Annotated in this window: 13 protein-coding genes, 1 tRNA gene and 1 pseudogene; 7 read left to right on the forward strand and 8 right to left on the reverse strand. The window is 67.2% G+C overall.

Translation table 11 applies throughout. The features are described from left to right. The first annotated feature begins 61 nt into the window (after positions 1 to 61). The 4 genes and pseudogenes from plsX to V5F61_RS09800 all read left to right on the forward strand — a co-directional run. On the forward strand, positions 62 to 1,126 hold the full coding sequence (gene plsX / locus V5F61_RS09785; RefSeq protein ID WP_393988243.1) for a phosphate acyltransferase PlsX: 1,065 nt from the start codon (positions 62 to 64) through the stop codon (positions 1,124 to 1,126). Next, positions 1,123 to 2,097 (forward strand): beta-ketoacyl-ACP synthase III, encoded by a 975-nt coding sequence (locus V5F61_RS09790; RefSeq protein ID WP_393988244.1) that lies wholly within the window; start codon positions 1,123 to 1,125, stop codon positions 2,095 to 2,097. The genes plsX and V5F61_RS09790 overlap by 4 nt, the downstream gene beginning before the upstream one ends. 229 nt (positions 2,098 to 2,326) lie before the next feature. Beyond that, complete coding sequence (locus V5F61_RS09795) at positions 2,327 to 2,644, forward strand: integration host factor subunit alpha (RefSeq protein WP_393988245.1); 318 nt, start codon at positions 2,327 to 2,329, stop codon at positions 2,642 to 2,644. A gap of 133 nt (positions 2,645 to 2,777) precedes the next feature. Then, a pseudogene (locus V5F61_RS09800) lies at positions 2,778 to 3,048 on the forward strand (MerR family transcriptional regulator); the annotation flags it as partial. Positions 3,049 to 4,970: 1,922 nt separating this feature from the next. On the opposite strand, the gene V5F61_RS09805 reads toward V5F61_RS09800, so the two are convergent. After that, positions 4,971 to 5,324, reverse strand: a complete 354-nt coding sequence (locus tag V5F61_RS09805; RefSeq protein ID WP_393988246.1) for a septal ring lytic transglycosylase RlpA family protein — start codon at positions 5,322 to 5,324, stop codon at positions 4,971 to 4,973. A 247-nt stretch (positions 5,325 to 5,571) separates the two neighbouring features. On the opposite strand from V5F61_RS09805, the gene V5F61_RS09810 reads away from it, so the two are divergent. After that, positions 5,572 to 5,649 (forward strand) — tRNA-Pro (locus V5F61_RS09810). Between the two features lie 243 nt (positions 5,650 to 5,892). Then, positions 5,893 to 6,771 (forward strand): MBL fold metallo-hydrolase, encoded by an 879-nt coding sequence (locus V5F61_RS09815; RefSeq protein WP_393988408.1) that lies wholly within the window; start codon positions 5,893 to 5,895, stop codon positions 6,769 to 6,771. A gap of 307 nt (positions 6,772 to 7,078) precedes the next feature. Here the strand turns inward: V5F61_RS09815 and V5F61_RS09820 are convergent, their stop codons facing one another. Continuing rightward, positions 7,079 to 7,531: an SAM-dependent methyltransferase gene (locus V5F61_RS09820; RefSeq protein ID WP_393988247.1), complete on the reverse strand. Its 453-nt coding sequence runs from the start codon at positions 7,529 to 7,531 to the stop codon at positions 7,079 to 7,081. Positions 7,532 to 7,654: 123 nt separating this feature from the next. Between V5F61_RS09820 and mazG the strand changes: the two genes are divergently transcribed. Continuing rightward, positions 7,655 to 8,506 carry a nucleoside triphosphate pyrophosphohydrolase gene (mazG, locus tag V5F61_RS09825; RefSeq protein ID WP_393988248.1) on the forward strand — a complete coding sequence of 284 codons (852 nt, stop codon included), beginning with the start codon at positions 7,655 to 7,657 and terminating at the stop codon, positions 8,504 to 8,506. Between the two features lie 17 nt (positions 8,507 to 8,523). Here the strand turns inward: mazG and hflX are convergent, their stop codons facing one another. The 6 genes from hflX to ntrX form a co-directional block, all read right to left on the reverse strand. Beyond that, the gene (gene hflX, locus V5F61_RS09830; RefSeq protein ID WP_393988249.1) at positions 8,524 to 9,933 is read right to left on the reverse strand and encodes a GTPase HflX; all 1,410 of its coding nucleotides are present in this window, start codon (positions 9,931 to 9,933) and stop codon (positions 8,524 to 8,526) included. A 61-nt stretch (positions 9,934 to 9,994) separates the two neighbouring features. Further along, on the reverse strand, positions 9,995 to 10,249 hold the full coding sequence (gene hfq / locus V5F61_RS09835; protein WP_393988250.1) for an RNA chaperone Hfq: 255 nt from the start codon (positions 10,247 to 10,249) through the stop codon (positions 9,995 to 9,997). A gap of 149 nt (positions 10,250 to 10,398) precedes the next feature. Continuing rightward, positions 10,399 to 11,259, reverse strand: a complete 861-nt coding sequence (locus V5F61_RS09840) for a D-amino-acid transaminase (protein ID WP_393988251.1) — start codon at positions 11,257 to 11,259, stop codon at positions 10,399 to 10,401. A gap of 51 nt (positions 11,260 to 11,310) precedes the next feature. Then, entirely contained in the window at positions 11,311 to 12,723 is a 1,413-nt protein-coding gene (locus V5F61_RS09845; RefSeq protein WP_393988252.1) for a TrkH family potassium uptake protein, read from the reverse strand. A gap of 13 nt (positions 12,724 to 12,736) precedes the next feature. Next, positions 12,737 to 14,113 (reverse strand): Trk system potassium transporter TrkA, encoded by a 1,377-nt coding sequence (trkA, locus tag V5F61_RS09850; RefSeq protein WP_393988253.1) that lies wholly within the window; start codon positions 14,111 to 14,113, stop codon positions 12,737 to 12,739. A gap of 169 nt (positions 14,114 to 14,282) precedes the next feature. Further along, positions 14,283 to 15,650: a nitrogen assimilation response regulator NtrX gene (ntrX, locus tag V5F61_RS09855; protein WP_393988254.1), complete on the reverse strand. Its 1,368-nt coding sequence runs from the start codon at positions 15,648 to 15,650 to the stop codon at positions 14,283 to 14,285. Between the last annotated feature and the right edge of the window lies 1 nt (position 15,651).

The raw sequence follows: 15,651 nt of genomic DNA on the forward strand, positions 1-15,651 counted from the left end.
TCGTCGCCCGGTCCGGCCCCGGCCGTCCGGCATTTGTAAAACAATGGGACTCGCTTTCTAAATGACCGCAGCCGTCCGCATCGCTCTCGACGCCATGGGAGGAGACCATGGTCCGGAGACGGTTCTTTCCGGTGCGGAGATCGCCCTCGGCCGCCATCCCGACGCGACCTTCATCCTTTACGGAGACGAAGCCCGGCTGAAGGGCCTGCTGGCGGGCTATCCCAAGCTTGCGGCCGCATCCCGCGTCGTCCACACCGAAGTGGTGGTGGGCATGGACGACAAGCCCAGCCAGGCGCTGCGGCGCGGGCGCTACAAATCCTCCATGTGGCGAGCCATCGATGCCGTGAAGCTGCGGGAGGCGGACGCCGCCGTCTCGGCCGGCAACACCGGCGCGCTCATGGCCATGGCCAATTTCAACCTGCGCACCATGCCGGGCATCAGCCGGCCGGCCATCGCCGGCATCTGGCCCACCTTGCGCGGCGAAAGCGTGGTGCTCGACGTGGGCGCCTCCATCGGCGCCACCTCCAAGAGCCTCGTGGAAATGGCGGTGATGGGCTCCGCCATGGCACGCGTGCTGTTCGACATCGAGAACCCCTCCGTTGGCCTGCTCAACGTCGGCGTGGAGGAGATCAAGGGCGTCGAGGAGGTGAAGGAGGCCGCGCGCATCCTGCGCGAGGAGAACTGGGGCGTGAACTACCACGGCTTCGTGGAGGGCAACGACATCGGCGCCGGCACCGTGGACGTGGTGGTGACCGAGGGATTCGCCGGCAATATCGCGCTCAAGACCGCCGAGGGAACCGCCAAGCAGCTCGCCTCCTACCTGCGCGCCGCCATGGGGCGTTCGCTGCGGGCGCGCATCGGCTATCTGTTCGCGCGCGACGCCTTCCAGGCGCTCCGGGAAAAGATGGACCCCCGCCGTTCCAACGGCGGCGTGTTCCTCGGCCTCAACGGCATCGTCATAAAGAGCCACGGCGGCACCGATGCGGAAGGCTTCGCCTCCGCGGTGGATGTCGCCTACGACATGGTGCGCTACGAGATCTTGGCGCGCATCGAAAAAAGTCTCGTCGGCCATGCGGCATCGGTGGCGCCGGTGGCCCAGCCTGTTGGGGTGGAAGGTCAATCGTGAGCGGGATCAGGTCTGTCGCGCGGGGCATCGGCTCCTATCTTCCCGAGCGGGTCGTCACCAACGCCGAGCTGTCGGAGCGCCTCGACACGTCCGACGAATGGATCATGCAGCGCACGGGCATCCGCCAGCGCCACATCGCGGCGGAGGGCGAGTGCACCTCCCACCTCGCGCTGGTGGCCGCCCGCCGCGCCCTGACCGATGCGGGCCTGGAGCCCGGCGACATCGATCTGATCGTGCTCGCCACCGCTACCCCCGACCAGACCTTTCCGGCCACCGCCGTGACGGTGCAGGCCGAACTCGGCATCACCCACGGCGCAGCGTTCGACGTGCAGGCGGTTTGCTCCGGCTTCGTCTTTGCGCTCGCCACCGCGGACGCGCACCTGAAGACGGGCGCCTTCAAGCGCGCCCTGGTGATCGGCGCGGAGACCTTCTCCCGCATCCTCGACTGGGAGGACCGGGGCACCTGTGTGCTGTTCGGGGACGGTGCCGGAGCCATGGTCCTGGAGGCCCTGCCACAGGAGAGCGCGGGAACTTCGGGCCTGCTCACCACGCATCTGCGCTCCGACGGGCGCCACCGCAACAAGCTCTATGTGGACGGCGGCCCGTCCTCCACCGGCACGGTTGGCCACCTGCGGATGGAAGGGCGCGAAGTGTTCAAGCATGCGGTGGGCATGATCACCGACGTGATCACCGATGCCTTCGCCGCCACGGGCGAGAGCGCCGACAGCATCGCCTGGTTCGTGCCGCACCAGGCGAACCGCCGCATCATCGATGCCAGCGCGCAGAAGCTCGGGATCGCGCCGGAGAAGGTGGTGACCACCGTCGATCTCCACGGGAATACCTCCGCAGCGTCCATTCCGCTGGCCCTGGACGTCGCTTGGCGGGACGGACGCGTGCGGCGAGGCAATCTGGTGCTCCTGGAGGCCATGGGCGGGGGCTTCACCTGGGGCTCCGCGCTGCTGCGCTGGTAGAATTTCCAGGCTTTTACCCCTTGCCGCATTGGTGAATTGCGTTGACCGGGCCGATGACCCGCGGCTAGGCTTCATGCCGCAGCCGCGCTCTCTCTTTTTGCGGAGCAATGGACGGTGCACCGTCATCATGGTGAAGCCTTACCGGGTTGAAATCGTGAGATTGAGAGCCGGAGCTGTCGAGCATCGCCCCTGGCTTCCGCGGCGGGCTCTCTAGGGGTCGGGGAGACAAATGGCTGGTCGGACTGTGACGCGGGCGGATCTGTGTGAGGCCGTCTATCAGCAGGTGGGGCTCTCCCGCACCGAATCCGCCGCTCTGGTGGAGCAGGTGCTGAAGGAGATCGCCGATTGCCTCGCGCGGGGCGAAACGGTGAAGCTCTCCTCGTTCGGCTCCTTCGTGGTCCGCGAGAAGGGCGAGCGGATCGGCCGCAACCCCAAGACCGGGCAGGAAGTTCCCATCGAGCCGCGCCGGGTGATGGTGTTCAAGCCGTCCAGCATCCTCAAGCACCGTATCAACGGCACCACGCCCGACGGCGCGGACGAGGACTGATAACGTTACATTTTACCTTACCTTTTCGCGCTACGCCTATGCCGGTATGATTCCTGTGCTCCGTCTGGGGAACGGCACGATTCGGTGGAATCGTCGCCACTGAGCGGAACAGGCCGGCAAAGGACGATGCAAGGTGGGCGACGCGCGCGAGAGCGAAAAGGATCCGGATGCCTTCCGGACCATCAGCGAGGTCGCTGAGGACCTCAACCTGCCGCAACATGTGCTGCGTTTCTGGGAAACACGCTTTCCGCAGATCAAGCCGGTGAAGCGGGCAGGTGGACGGCGGTTCTACCGCCCCGAGGATATCGACCTGTTGCGCGGTATCCAGCAGCTCCTCTACCGTGAAGGCTACACCATAAAAGGCGTGCAGAAGATCCTGAAAGAGCAGGGGATTCGGCATGTGCAGGACGTCGGTGTCGAACGTGACGTCGCGGTCATGCGCACCGCCCCGGCCGAGCGCCCGACCGGCGCGCAGGATGGAGACATCCTTGGCGGGCTTCTCGGCCTGTTGCCCCGCCGCCGCGGCAAGGGCAATGACGACCCCGCGCTCGATCCCCTGCCGCGTGATGTGGAGCTGCCGCTTCCGTTCCCGGATGCTGACGCCGACCGAGATCTCGCCGCCGACCGCGGCGAGCCGGTGGCGCCGCTGCCGCCGCGCACGCGCGAACGCCGCCTGGCGGAACGCCGCTATGACGATGGAGTTTACGAGGAGCGCATCTACGAAGAGCGCGACTATGTGGCGGAGCCCCGCCACCGCGAGCCGCGCCTGACCGATGATCCACACCCGCGCCGCGCCCGGGTCGATGACATCGAGGAGTTCGAGGACGAGCCGCCAGCTCCGCGCCCGGAGAGGCGCGCGCCGCCTGCTGATCGTCGTCGCGCGGCCGTGCCCGAGGATGCTGCGCAGGATGACAGGGCGGTTGCGAACGAGGCTCCGTCCTTCGCGCCGCCGCGGGTGACGCATCCCGCGCCCGTCGTGCAGCGCCGCCCCACGCGGGGGCCCGCCGCCCGGGTGGCGACAGCGCCTGTGGACGAGGAGCTTTCCGATCCGCTGCTGCCCTTCATGGAGCCCGAGGCGCCTGCTGCACCGGCGCCTCTGGAAGAGCGGATTCGGCGACTCAAGGAGCGTGAGCCCGGTCCGCCGGATGAATATCTTCCCCCAAAGCTACGCCGTCGTCATGCCGAGGCGGAGGCAGAGCAGCCTGCCCCGGTGATGGCCCGGCACGAGCCTCCGCTTCCCCGCGCCTCGACAACGGCATGGCCGGAGCTCGCGCGAGCATCCGCGGCGGTCGAGCACGACCTTGCGGTTTGGCATGAGCACCTCAGCCCCGCCGAGGACGCCCGCGCCGCTCCGGAGGCCAATGGCCCAGGCGCCTGGGACGAAGCCGAAGACATTTCAGCTGGCGATGCCGAAAGCGGCTATGTGCCCGATGAGGAAAACGCGGCCTGGTACGAGGATGACGGTGCCACCGCCGACGAGGCGGACGCCCGCTCTGAAGATTTCGCGCCCTGGCCGGAGGACGACGCCGACACCTGGGAGAATGACCTGCCCGGCGCTACGCCCACGCATCATTTCGAGCCGCAGGTGGCGGCCACGCCGTTCCAGGTCAAGGCGCCTGTTTCCGCTCGTCTTGGAATGGGGACGCTGGCAGGCGCTTCGAGCTTCGCGAGCGCCGTGCGCCTGCCCGCTTCAATGGATCAAGAGGACATCATGCCCGCACCGCTCGCTGCCGTTCGCAAGGCCCCAGCGACGGCCGAAGGGACCGCCGCCAGGCCAGCGCCCGCCGTGCAACAACGGCCTGCACCCGCCGCTCCTGCGCGCGCTGCCGAACCCGTCGCGGCAGAAGTGCCCGTGCGCCGGGTCGGGCCTCTGACAGGCCCACTGGAGGATGATTTCCCCGCGGATCGCCCCGTCCCGTTCGCTGGCCCGGAGAATCCGCCGCCGCACGCTCCCGCTGCGGGAATGGGGCCATGGAGCCGTACCGCGCAGCACGCGGGCGCGGGGCACCATGTGCCGCCGGCCGGCGCGTTCTGGCAGGGCCGCGAGCCATTCGAAGCACCCGTGGCGCAGAGCGCGCCTATTGATCCTTACCTGCCGCCACACCTGCGCACGGAGCCGCAACGGCCCACAGGGCAGGGCGGGGTGCAGCCCGTGCTCTCGCGGGACGATGTGCACCGCCTGCAGGCAACCCTCTACGAATTGGGGGAATGCCGTCGATTGCTGCGGGACGTGACGGAGCCGCAGGCCGAATCCGGGCAGGCATGAAAAAACCGGGAGGGGACTTTTCCCTTCCCGGTTCTTGCAGAACGCGTGACGGCGCCTATTTCAGTTCGTGACGGCGAGGCTGACCCGGGTGACCCCGTGTCCAGTGAAGCCCAGATGGCTTGCGGCGGCCCGGGAGACGTCAATGATGCGTCCCCGGATGTATGGCCCGCGGTCGTTGATACGCACGACGACGCTTTTGCCATTCCGCAGGTTGGTGACGCGCACCTTCGTTCCGAAGGGGAGGGAGCGGTGGGCGGCTGTCATCTCGCCCGGATTGAACCGTTCTCCGCTCGCAGTGCGCTGGCCTTGCCAATAGTAAGAGGCGATGCCGGTGGAGGTGTCTGCACGACTCGATCCGGGCGCGAACGCCAGCAGGCTCAGAGCCGCACAGGACAGGACCACGCGTTTCTTCATGCGTCCGTTCTTCCTGTTGTTGAGGACACTCCCCATTGCCGACGAAATGTGTTCACAATGTCCCGATCCGGGGTCCGGGATGCGGCTGAATGGCTGTTTTCGTCACATTTCAGACTTAATTGGCGAGCCGCAATCTGAGTCTCTTTGAGATTTCAACAGGTTGAGTTCATGGCTGGGGATGGCGACGCCGTCGTTCGGAAATGGGCTTGTCGAGGGCGGAGGGATGGTCTAATCACACGCCTCAAGTCGGAGCGTAGCGCAGCCCGGTTAGCGCACTAGTCTGGGGGACTAGGGGTCGGAGGTTCAAATCCTCTCGCTCCGACCATTCATCAGCCTTCTTTCATCATTGTCAGCCTCAACGTCGTCACCCTCCACTATGCTTCACATTGTGGATGTCCGGGTGCGAAAGCGCATGTGCCGACAAAGCCTGTCGCGCCAAGGCTACGATTGAGGGGAGGGCAGGGTGCCTTCGGATTTGAGCGGGGGGCTAAAGGCGGGTTAGATGCCGATCCGGCAGAATCCCCCGGAGACCGGCTCCGCTGCCGCCCGCGTCGCCTGCGAGGTATCCATGCCCCATCCAATACCGCCCCTCCACGCGTCCCTCCAGGTCACGATCCTGGGGTGCGGCTCATCGGGCGGTGTACCGCGCGTGGGGCAAGGATGGGGCGCCTGCGACCCCGATGAGCCGCGTAACCGGCGGCGGCGCTGCTCCATCCTCGTCACCCGGCAAGGACCTGACGGCACCACGCGCGTGCTAGTGGATACCTCCCCCGACCTGCGGGAGCAGCTTCTGGCTGCCGAGGTGCCTGCTCTGGACGCAGTTCTGTTCACCCACGCCCATGCCGATCATACCCACGGCATCGATGATCTGCGCCCCCTCGCCATCGAGCATCGCCGCCGGATCGATATCCACGCTGACGATGACACGCTGAAGGCGTTGCACAAGCGCTTCGGCTACTGCTTCGAAACCCCGCACGGCAGCGCCTATCCACCCATCCTCAACGCCCATCGCTTCCAGGACGGGGATGAAATCGTCATTGAGGGGCCCGGGGGGCCTGTTGTTGCGCTGGCCTTTCGCCAGCATCACGGGGATATCGATTCCTTTGGTTTCCGCTTCGGAGGCATGGCCTATTCCAGCGATGTGAATGGCATTCCCGCAAGCTCGCTGGCGCAGCTGCACGGTCTCGACACATGGATTGTCGATGCGCTGAGGGAGGCGCCGCACCCCTCCCATTTCACGGTTTCGGATGCGCTCGATCACATCGCCGTCCTGAAGCCCCGCCGGGCGATCCTGACCGACCTTCACACCGACCTCGACTATGCGACATTGAGGCGCCAGTTGCCGACCACCGTGGAGCCGGCATTCGATGGCTTGTCCTTTAGCGCGCCGATGGAGGCTGTCGGCGACGCTTGGCGACCCGCTGATAAGTCGTCATTTACCATATGAGGATCGCGCGCCAGCGGTGCTGTAGCTGGCAAATCACTTGCGATATGCGACGTAGAGCATTGTTTATTAACATTTTTATTGCAAAGCTAACCTTAGCTGAAGGCGTGCCGCGCCGCCAAAACCCACCCGCGACACTTGACAGTTAGCTGTCATTTATATTTGGATCTTGATCTTCATATTCCATAATATCTCTTCTGCGAATTAAATTCGCCGCGCCATAACGGTGTCCAGGAACCGCCATTCCGTGGGAGCTGAACAGGCATCCATCACGTTGTCCTGTTTCCTCGGCAATGCCTGCCCTGCCCCTTCAGCCTGGCGTTTGCTGGGGGTGCTCGGGCTTCAGGTCGACAAGCGCGGTGCCGTCTACGCAGTCCAGCCCTCGGACGCAGAGGGCAAGACCGTTCACCTCGACCAGGGTGATGACTGAGGATGCGATGGGATTTGGCCGCGCCGGCGAGCGCAGAGCAAAGGTGCCGGCGGGCAGCTGGCCGCGCGGAATCTGGAGCACGAGGTCCCGCCGGGCCTGATCCATCCAATACAGGACCTGCAGCCGGGCATGACCGGTGATTCCGGTGAGCGCCTCCGCCCAGCGCGGGTCGATCTCCAGCCTGCAAACGGGGCCGGAAATGGCATCGCCCTGCCTTGGGCATTCGGCGCGGACGCGCCATGGCGTGCGCGCCCGGCCGATGAAATAGATCTGAGCATCATAATGGCCGGGCAGGTCGATCCCATGCTCGCCGGGGCGCATGCCCCCCGTCATGGCGGGATCGGGCTGGGGAGCGGGCTCTTGCGTCATGAAGGTTCCGGCCTCGGGAGGGAAACCGCTTCGCTTCAACGTCGCGGGCGGCGTAGAGTGCGGCTTTCCCCCCAAAAGGAGAAGCCCATGCAAGCCTCCCGCGACATTGCGCGCCTGATTGAGATCATGGCCGCGCTGCGCACGCCGGATACGGGCTGCCCGTGGGACCTGGAGCAATCCTTCGCCACCGTCGCCCCCTACACTATCGAGGAGGCCTATGAGGTGGTGGACGCCATCGCGCGCGGGGATCTCGCTGATCTCCGGGACGAGCTGGGCGATCTCCTGCTGCAGGTGGTGTTCCACGCGCGGATGGCGCAGGAGCGCGGGGCGTTTGACTTCGGTGGCGTGGTGGAGGCCATAACCACCAAGCTCATTCGCCGCCATCCGCACGTGTTCGGCGATGCGCGCGCCCTTGAGCCCGCGCGCGTGAAGGCGCTTTGGGCGGAGATCAAGGCCGAGGAAAAGGCGGAGAAGGCGGCCCGACGGACGGCGGCAGGGCAGGCGCCGGAGGAGGAGGAGGGTGTGCTGGGCGGCGTGCCCCTGCCCCTCCCTGCCCTCACCCGCGCTTTGAAACTGCAGGAAAAGGCGGCTCGCGTCGGCTTCGACTGGGACGATGCCCGACAGGTGCTGGCCAAGATCCGCGAAGAGGCGGACGAGGTCGCGGAGGCATTGGACCATCACGGCACAGCCGCGGTCCGGGACGAAATCGGCGATCTCCTGTTCGCCGTGGCGAACCTCGCGCGTCATGCCGGAGTTGATCCGGAGGCGGCGCTGCGGGGAACCAATGACAAGTTCACCCGCCGCTTCCGGCATATCGAGAAAAGCCTTGCGCATGAGGGCATCACCCCTCAGGCGGCGGGGCTCGCCCGCATGGAAGAGCTTTGGCAAGAGGCGAAGCGCGAAGAAAAGGCGCCCGTGGCGGAGAAGGGCGCCGCCTGAGTGCGACGCAGGCTCCCTCAGGCGTCGTGGACTTTGCGCGCGCCGAAACGCCGCTTCACCAACGCGGCCTTTTCAGGCGCCACGCGAATCGTCACCTGCATGGCGCCATCGGGCTCCAAGGTTCGCTCAAGCACCTCGCCGTGGCGGTAGAGCCAACCCATGCCTTCGCCATCCTCCGCTGCCAGGGTGATGGCCAGGGTGGAGCGCCCGGCCGTGATGCGGCGCTCCACCACATCCAGCAGATCGGCGTTCCCCTCCCCCGTCAGCGCGGAGACGACGACCGGCGGCTGCGCCCCCGTCACGCGGCGGGCGCTGTTGAGCACCGCCTCGCGCGCCTCCGGGCCGAGGCGGTCGACCTTGTTCCACACCTCCACGACGCGCCCGCCTGCCTCCACCTCCACGCCCAGCTCCGCAAGCACATCGGCCACGTCGGCCGCCTGCGCCTCGGTGTCCGGGTGGGAAATGTCGCGGACATGGAGGATCAGGTCCGCCTCCAGCACCTCCTCCAGGGTGGCGCGGAAGGCTGCCACGAGCTGGGTCGGCAGGTCGGAGATGAAACCCACGGTGTCAGACAGGATGATGCGGGTGCCGTGAGGCAGGTCAACCGCCCGCAAGGTCGGGTCTAGGGTGGCGAACAGCAGGTCCTGCGCGGTCACGTCCGCCTGGGTCAGCCTGTTGAAGAGAGTTGATTTTCCAGCATTGGTATAGCCCACCAGTGCCACCACCGGGTAGGGCACGCGCTTGCGGCTGGCGCGGTGCAGGCCGCGCGTCCGCTTCACCTGCTGCAGTTCCTTCTCGATCCGCACGATCCGCTCGCCGATAAGCCGGCGGTCGGCCTCGATCTGCGTTTCGCCGGGGCCGCCGAGGAAGCCGAAGCCGCCGCGCTGCCGCTCGAGGTGGGTCCAGGAGCGCACGAGGCGCGAGCGCTGGTAGTTCAGGTGGGCAAGCTCCACCTGCAACGCGCCCTCCTTGGTGCGGGCGCGCTGGCCAAAGATTTCGAGAATCAGCGCGGTGCGGTCCACCACTTTGGTGGACCATGCCTTTTCCAGGTTACGCTGCTGCACCGGGCTCAGCGCGGAATCGAAGAACACGAGGTCGACAGCCTCGGCCGCCACAACGCCCGCGATCTCCTCCACCTTTCCCGCACCCAGGTAGGTCGCGGGCCGGATATCGGAGAGCGGCACGAGGCCGGAATAAACCACATCGAGATTGTCGATGGCGGCAGCGAGGCCCACGGCCTCGTCCAGGCGCGCCTCAGGCTCCCGCCGTTCGGTGGCGCCGCGCAAGGCCCGCTTGGTGAGATAGGGCGTGATGACCGCGCACCGCGTGGGCGGCGCGCGGCGATCGACGCCGGCTCCGGAGGAACTCTCCTGTGAAGCGGAGGCGGCGATGCCGCCTCGCTTCTTCTGCTCATGAGCACCCGTCATGAACGCCTTTCACGAAAATGCCCGTCAAGGGCACTTGCGGCTGAACCCATCATAACGGCGCTCAGGCCTTTTCCGTTCCTTCGTCGGTGGGATCGAACAGTTGCACGGGATGGCCGGGCATGATGGTGGAAATGGCGTGCTTGTAGACGAGCTGAGAATGACCATCGCGCCGCAGCAGCACGCAGAAATTATCGAACCAGGTAACGACGCCCTGCAATTTCACCCCGTTCACCAGGAAAATCGTGAGGGGAGTCTTATTTTTGCGGACGTGATTGAGAAAAGTGTCTTGAAGGTTCTGTGTCCGTTCCGCCGCCATTTTCGTGTCCATTTGTTTCGGCGTTGAACCCATGGTCGATGCAATTATGCGTCGCTCGATGCTCCATGGGAGTTATGGGCTTACAATGGCATACGTGAACGGCAGTGCAATATCATTTTGCCATGCCGGACCGGCGCATGCCGCCGCGATCAATCGGAAAACTCCGTGAAATCATGGAACTTCCGCCGCAGCGCGGTCGCTACCGGCCCGGGCCTGCCGTCGCCGACAGGCTGGCCGTCGATGGCCACCACCGGCATCACCAGGGTGGAGGCCGCGGTGATGAACGCCTCGGCAGCGCCATGCGCCTCCGCCAGGGTGAACGGCCGCTCCGCGACGGCGTAGCCCAGCGCCTGCGCCTCTTCGAGCACGACAGTGCGGGTGATGCCGCGCAAAATCCCCTCCTCCGCCGGCCGCGTCACGATGGTTCGGTCCAAAGTGACGATCCAGGCATTGGTGGAGGCACCCTCGGTGACATGGCCCTGCGCGTCCACGAACCATGCCTCGCGCGCGCCGGCCTCCTTGGCGGCCTGCTTGGCCAGCACGTTGGGCAGCAGGCCTACGGTCTTGATGTCCACCCGCGGCCAGCGATTCTCCGGGACGCTGATGACCTTGACGCCGGCCGCCGCTGCGGCTTCCTGCGCCGCCACATCGGAGCGGCGGGCGGTGACCACGATGCTCGGCGGCGTCTCCGGCGGCGGAAAGGGATGATCGCGGCGGGCGACGCCTCGTGTCACCTGCACATAGACCATGCCGTTCACCACCCGGTTCCGCGCCACCGTCTCGCGCAGCACCAGGGTCAGGGAGGCCCGGCTCATGGGGGCCGCGATCCGCAGCTCCCGCAGGGAGCGGTCCAGGCGGTCGAGATGCCGCCGCGCGTCCACGAGGCGGCCGCCGCGCACCTCGCACACTTCATAGACGCCATCGGCGAACTGGTAGCCGCGGTCCTCCACATGGATGGAGGCGTCGCGGTGCGGCACGTAGCTGCCATTCACATAGGCTATGCGGGACATGGAGATATCCGGACGATCATTCTGGCGCGCCTTATAGCGGATTCCCCGGCCTCAGGTGCGCCACATGGCGAGGTGAAGCATGACGAAAAAGCCGATCACCTCCAGCCGTCCGGCAATCATGCCGAAGCCGGCGGCCAGCACGGAGGCGACGGGCAGGCTGCCCAGGGGCGGCCAGGCGCCGCCCGCGTCATAGACCGGGCCGGTATTGCTGATGACGGCAGCGGCGGCCGCGAGCGCCGCGTCGAAGCTCGGAAGACCCGGCGCGAGGGCCACGAGGAGGGCGCCAAACACCGCGAAGAGCGTCGCTGCCCCCACCCATACGCCGCGCATGGCGGAGCCCACGCCCCCCTCCCCCAGCGACGCCGGCTGCACCAGATGGGGATAGACGAGCCGCAGCAGGTCTCCCCGCATCCGCAGCAGCATGGCCCTGAGCCGCAGCATCTTGAGGCCGCCGGCCACCGAGAGCGCCCCGCCGCCCAGCAGCACCACCGCGATCACCAGCCCCATCGGCAGGTTGGCATAGGTGCCGTCGTGCGGGCCGATGCCGCTGGTGGAGATAAGCGAGGCGGCCGTGAACAGGCCATCACGCAGCGCCGCGAAAGGCGGCACGTCCGAGCCGCGGAAGAGGAATGCGCCCAGCACCACCCCGAGCACCGCCCAATAGGCGAGGATGACCAGGCTCTCCTTCTGCTCGGGCGCCGCATGGGTGCGCCGCGTCACCAGCGCACGGTGCCAGCGCACGGAGGTGGCGCTCCACAGCAGGAACGGCAGGAGCAGCCATTTCGGGCTTTCCTCCAGCGCCAGCGCAAGCTGCGCCTCCGGCGGCAGGTGTGCGCCGGCCGAGGCGACGGCCGTGGCGAGCGTGAAGGAGACATAGAGGCTGTGGCCGCCCACCATCAGCACCAGCAGCGCCAGCAGGGTGAGCGCCACGTAGATCGGCGCCGTATCGAGGGCGACGCCCCTGAGATCCACCGCATCGAGGGCGACGCCGCCCTTCGGCGTGCGATCCGGCAGGCCGCCGAGCCCGGCGGGCGCAAGCACCGCCACCACGGACACCACGGTGAGGAGCCCGCCGCACCATTGCAGCAGCGCCAGCCACACATAGAGGCTCGCCGGCGCGTGGCGCAGCGAGGTGATTCCGGTGGTGGTGAGCGCCGAGACCGCTTCGAGCCAGGAGGCGAGCGGCGACAGGCCGGAGGTGAGCGCGACCGCCGGCGTCGCGGCCAGCGGCAGTACCAGCCACAGCACCGTCAACCCCGCGAGGCCGTGCGCCCGGCGGAAATGCAGCCCGCTGCCGTCTGTGGTGAAGCGGACCATGAGCGCCAGGAACAGGCAGCAGGCGCTGGTGGCGAGGTAGACGGCCAGGAAAGCACCGCCCTCGCGGGCCTCCATAACGGCTGGAATGAGCACCAGGAGGCCGAGGGCCGCCAGGGCCGCGGCAAGCGGGCGGGCCGCGTTGGTCATGGCGCCCGCTCCCTCAGAAGAATTCGAGCGCGACGCGGAACAGCTGCTCCACGCGCTTGATGCGGTCCGCGAGGGCGAACAGCACCACCCGGTCGTGGGCGCGCACCACGAAGTCGCCGCGGGGCTGCATCACCTGCCCGCCACGCACGATGGCGCCGATGCGCAGGCCGTCCAGGAGGTCGAGGTCGCGCAGCGTCTTGCCCACCAGCGGCGAGGTTTCGAGCGCCTCGGCTTCGATCATCTCCCCGGTGCCGTCGAGCAAGGCGTGAACACCCCGGATGCGACCGCGCCGCACATGCTGGAGCACCTTGGAGACGGTGATCTGGCGCGGGTTCACATGGGCATCGATGCCGAGGCCGCGCGCGAAGGTGGCATAGCCCTGCTCGTTCAGCAGCGCCAGGATGCGCTTGGCGCCGATCTGCTTGGAGAGCAGGCAGGAGAGGATGTTGATGCGGTCGTCGTTGGTGAGGGCGATCATGGTGTCGGCCTCGCCGACCCCCGCCTCGTCCAGTATGGCGCGCTCCAGGGCATCGCCATTGAGCACCACCGTGCGCGACAGCAGCTCGGCGATGGCCTGGGCGCGGTCCTTGCTGCGCTCGATCACCTTGATGCGGGCGGCGGGGTTGCGCCGCTCGAGCTCGCTCGCAACATAAAAGCCGATGTTGCCGCCGCCGGCCACCACGATGCGCTGGCCCGGCATCTCGTCGTGGCCGAACAGCGCCAGCGCCCGCTGCACCTGGTCCGCCTTGGCGACGAAATAGGCGACGTCTCCCACCTCGATCCGGTCGGTGGAGCGCGGCACCATCGTGCGGCCCTTGCGGCTCAGGGCGACAATGGTCGCCTGCACGTCCGGGAACAGCTGGGTGAGCTGGCTGAGCGGCGTGTCCACGATGGGGCACTCCTCGCCGCACAGCACGCCAACCGCCACGATAGCCCCGTCCGCGAAGGAAACCGTGTCCATGGCGCCGGGCAGGGAGAGGCGCCGCAGCACCATCTCGCCCACCTCGATCTCGGGCGAGATGACCACGTCGATGGGCAGGTGATCGCGCGAGAGCAGGTCGCGCCATTCGGGCTGGAGGTAGGTCTGCGCGCGGATACGGGCGACCTTGGTGGGCACGTTGAACAGCGCGTGGCCCACCTGGCAGGCCACCATGTTCACCTCGTCGTGCAGGGTGACGGCAATGAGCATGTCCGCCTGCTCGACGCCGGCGCGAGCCAGGATGTCCGGGTGCGAGCCCCAGCCCACCACGCCGCGTACGTCGAGCTGCTCGGTGACGGCCTGGATGCGGCGGGCGTCGGAATCGATGATCGACACATCGTTCTGCTCACCGGCGAGGCGCTCGGCGATGCCGAAACCCACCTGCCCTGCCCCGCAGATCACGACCCTCATGGAGCCCCCCTTGCCTGCCGGAACCCGCCGGTTCCGGCTCCCCCGCGTCCCGTTCACCGCGCTTGTCCGGCCATCAGCCGGCAAAGCCCCCGCGCGACCGCCCGATTCCGCCTGAAGCTAGGCGTTTCGGAAGCCGATGACGAGTCCGCCTGCGGACCGTCATCCCTCTTTAGCCGACCCCCAGCGCCTTCAGCTTCCGGTGCAGGGCCGAGCGCTCCATGCCCACGAACTCGGCCGTGCGCGAGATGTTGCCACCGAAACGGTTGATCTGCGCTGCGAGATACTCGCGCTCGAACACCTCTCGCGCCTCGCGCAGCGGCAGGCCCATGAGGTGCTCGCCGCCGTTACCGTTGGGCAGGCTCGGCACCAGGGCGCCCACGTCCTGCGGCAGCATAGCAGCGGTGATGGTGGCCTCGGGATCGCCACCGGCCAGAATCAGCAGCCGCTCCACATTGTTGCGGAGCTGGCGCACGTTGCCCGGCCAGTCGTGGCTCTGGAGCACCGCCATGGCATCGTCGCCGATGGGGCGGCGCGGCATGCCCGTGGTCTGGGAAATGGTGTCCATGAAGAATTCCACGAGGTCGGGAATATCCTCGCGTCGCTCGGCCAGGGGCGGAACGCGGATCGGCACCACCGAGAGGCGGTGGTAGAGATCCTCACGGAAGAGCCCCCTGGCAATCTCGTCCTCCAGGTTGCGGGCGGTGGACGAGATGATGCGCACATCCACGCTCACCTTCTCGTTGGAGCCGATGCGCGTGAAGATCTGTTCCACCAGCACTCGCAGCACGCGATTCTGGGTCTCGCGCGACATGTCGGCGATCTCATCCAGGAACAGCGTGCCCCCTTGCGCTTCCTCAAGGGCACCGCGCTTGGCCTCGCGGCCGTCGCCTTCGGCTACTCCGAACAGCTCGTATTCCAGCCGCTCCGGAGTGATGGCCGCGGAATTGAGCACCACGAACGGCCCCTGGGCGCGGCCGGATGCGGTGTGGATCATCCGCGCGGCGAGCTCCTTGCCGGAACCGGAGGGGCCGACGATGAGGATGCGGCTGTTGGTGGGCCCCACACGCTCGATGGTCGACTTCAGTTGCTGGATGGCGCTGGAGCGGCCGATCAACGCCCGCGCGTGGGGCGCGAGCTGCTTCAGCTCTTTCAGCTCCCGCTTGAGGCGAAGCGTCTCCAGGGCGCGCTCGGCCACCATCACCAGGCGATCGGCGTTGAAGGGCTTCTCGATGAAGTCGTAGGCGCCGCGCTTGATGGCGGCGACCGCGGTCTCGATGTTGCCGTGGCCGGAGATCATCACCACCGGAACATCCGGATATTGCGTCTTGATCTCGTTCAATAATTCCAGGCCGTCGAGCCGGCTGCCCTGCAGCCAGATGTCGAGGAAGATGAGGTTGGGGCGGCGGGCGGCGATGGAGGCGAGCGCGCCGTCGGCATCGCGCGCGGTGCGGGCGGAATAGCCCTCGTCCTCCAGTATGCCGGCCACCAGCTCGCCGATATCGGCCTCGTCGTCGACGATGAGGATGTCCATGGCCATG

It is taken from the genome of Xanthobacter sediminis (assembly GCF_043195015.1).
In the GTDB taxonomy this organism is placed as follows: Bacteria; Pseudomonadota; Alphaproteobacteria; order Rhizobiales; family Xanthobacteraceae; genus Xanthobacter.

What these genes read in the sequence shown, in the direction of transcription:
- plsX (WP_393988243.1), top strand. Translation starts at nt 62, where the DNA reads ATGACCGCAGCCGTCCGCATCGCTCTCGACGCCATGGGAGGAGACCAT.
- V5F61_RS09795 (WP_393988245.1), top strand. Translation starts at nt 2,327, where the DNA reads ATGGCTGGTCGGACTGTGACGCGGGCGGATCTGTGTGAGGCCGTCTAT.
- V5F61_RS09805 (WP_393988246.1), bottom strand. Translation starts at nt 5,324, where the DNA reads ATGAAGAAACGCGTGGTCCTGTCCTGTGCGGCTCTGAGCCTGCTGGCG.
- V5F61_RS09815 (WP_393988408.1), top strand. Translation starts at nt 5,893, where the DNA reads ATGCCCCATCCAATACCGCCCCTCCACGCGTCCCTCCAGGTCACGATC.
- V5F61_RS09820 (WP_393988247.1), bottom strand. Translation starts at nt 7,531, where the DNA reads ATGACGGGGGGCATGCGCCCCGGCGAGCATGGGATCGACCTGCCCGGC.
- mazG (WP_393988248.1), top strand. Translation starts at nt 7,655, where the DNA reads ATGCAAGCCTCCCGCGACATTGCGCGCCTGATTGAGATCATGGCCGCG.
- hflX (WP_393988249.1), bottom strand. Translation starts at nt 9,933, where the DNA reads ATGACGGGTGCTCATGAGCAGAAGAAGCGAGGCGGCATCGCCGCCTCC.
- hfq (WP_393988250.1), bottom strand. Translation starts at nt 10,249, where the DNA reads ATGGCGGCGGAACGGACACAGAACCTTCAAGACACTTTTCTCAATCAC.
- V5F61_RS09840 (WP_393988251.1), bottom strand. Translation starts at nt 11,259, where the DNA reads ATGTCCCGCATAGCCTATGTGAATGGCAGCTACGTGCCGCACCGCGAC.
- V5F61_RS09845 (WP_393988252.1), bottom strand. Translation starts at nt 12,723, where the DNA reads ATGACCAACGCGGCCCGCCCGCTTGCCGCGGCCCTGGCGGCCCTCGGC.
- trkA (WP_393988253.1), bottom strand. Translation starts at nt 14,113, where the DNA reads ATGAGGGTCGTGATCTGCGGGGCAGGGCAGGTGGGTTTCGGCATCGCC.
- ntrX (WP_393988254.1), bottom strand. Translation starts at nt 15,650, where the DNA reads ATGGCCATGGACATCCTCATCGTCGACGACGAGGCCGATATCGGCGAG.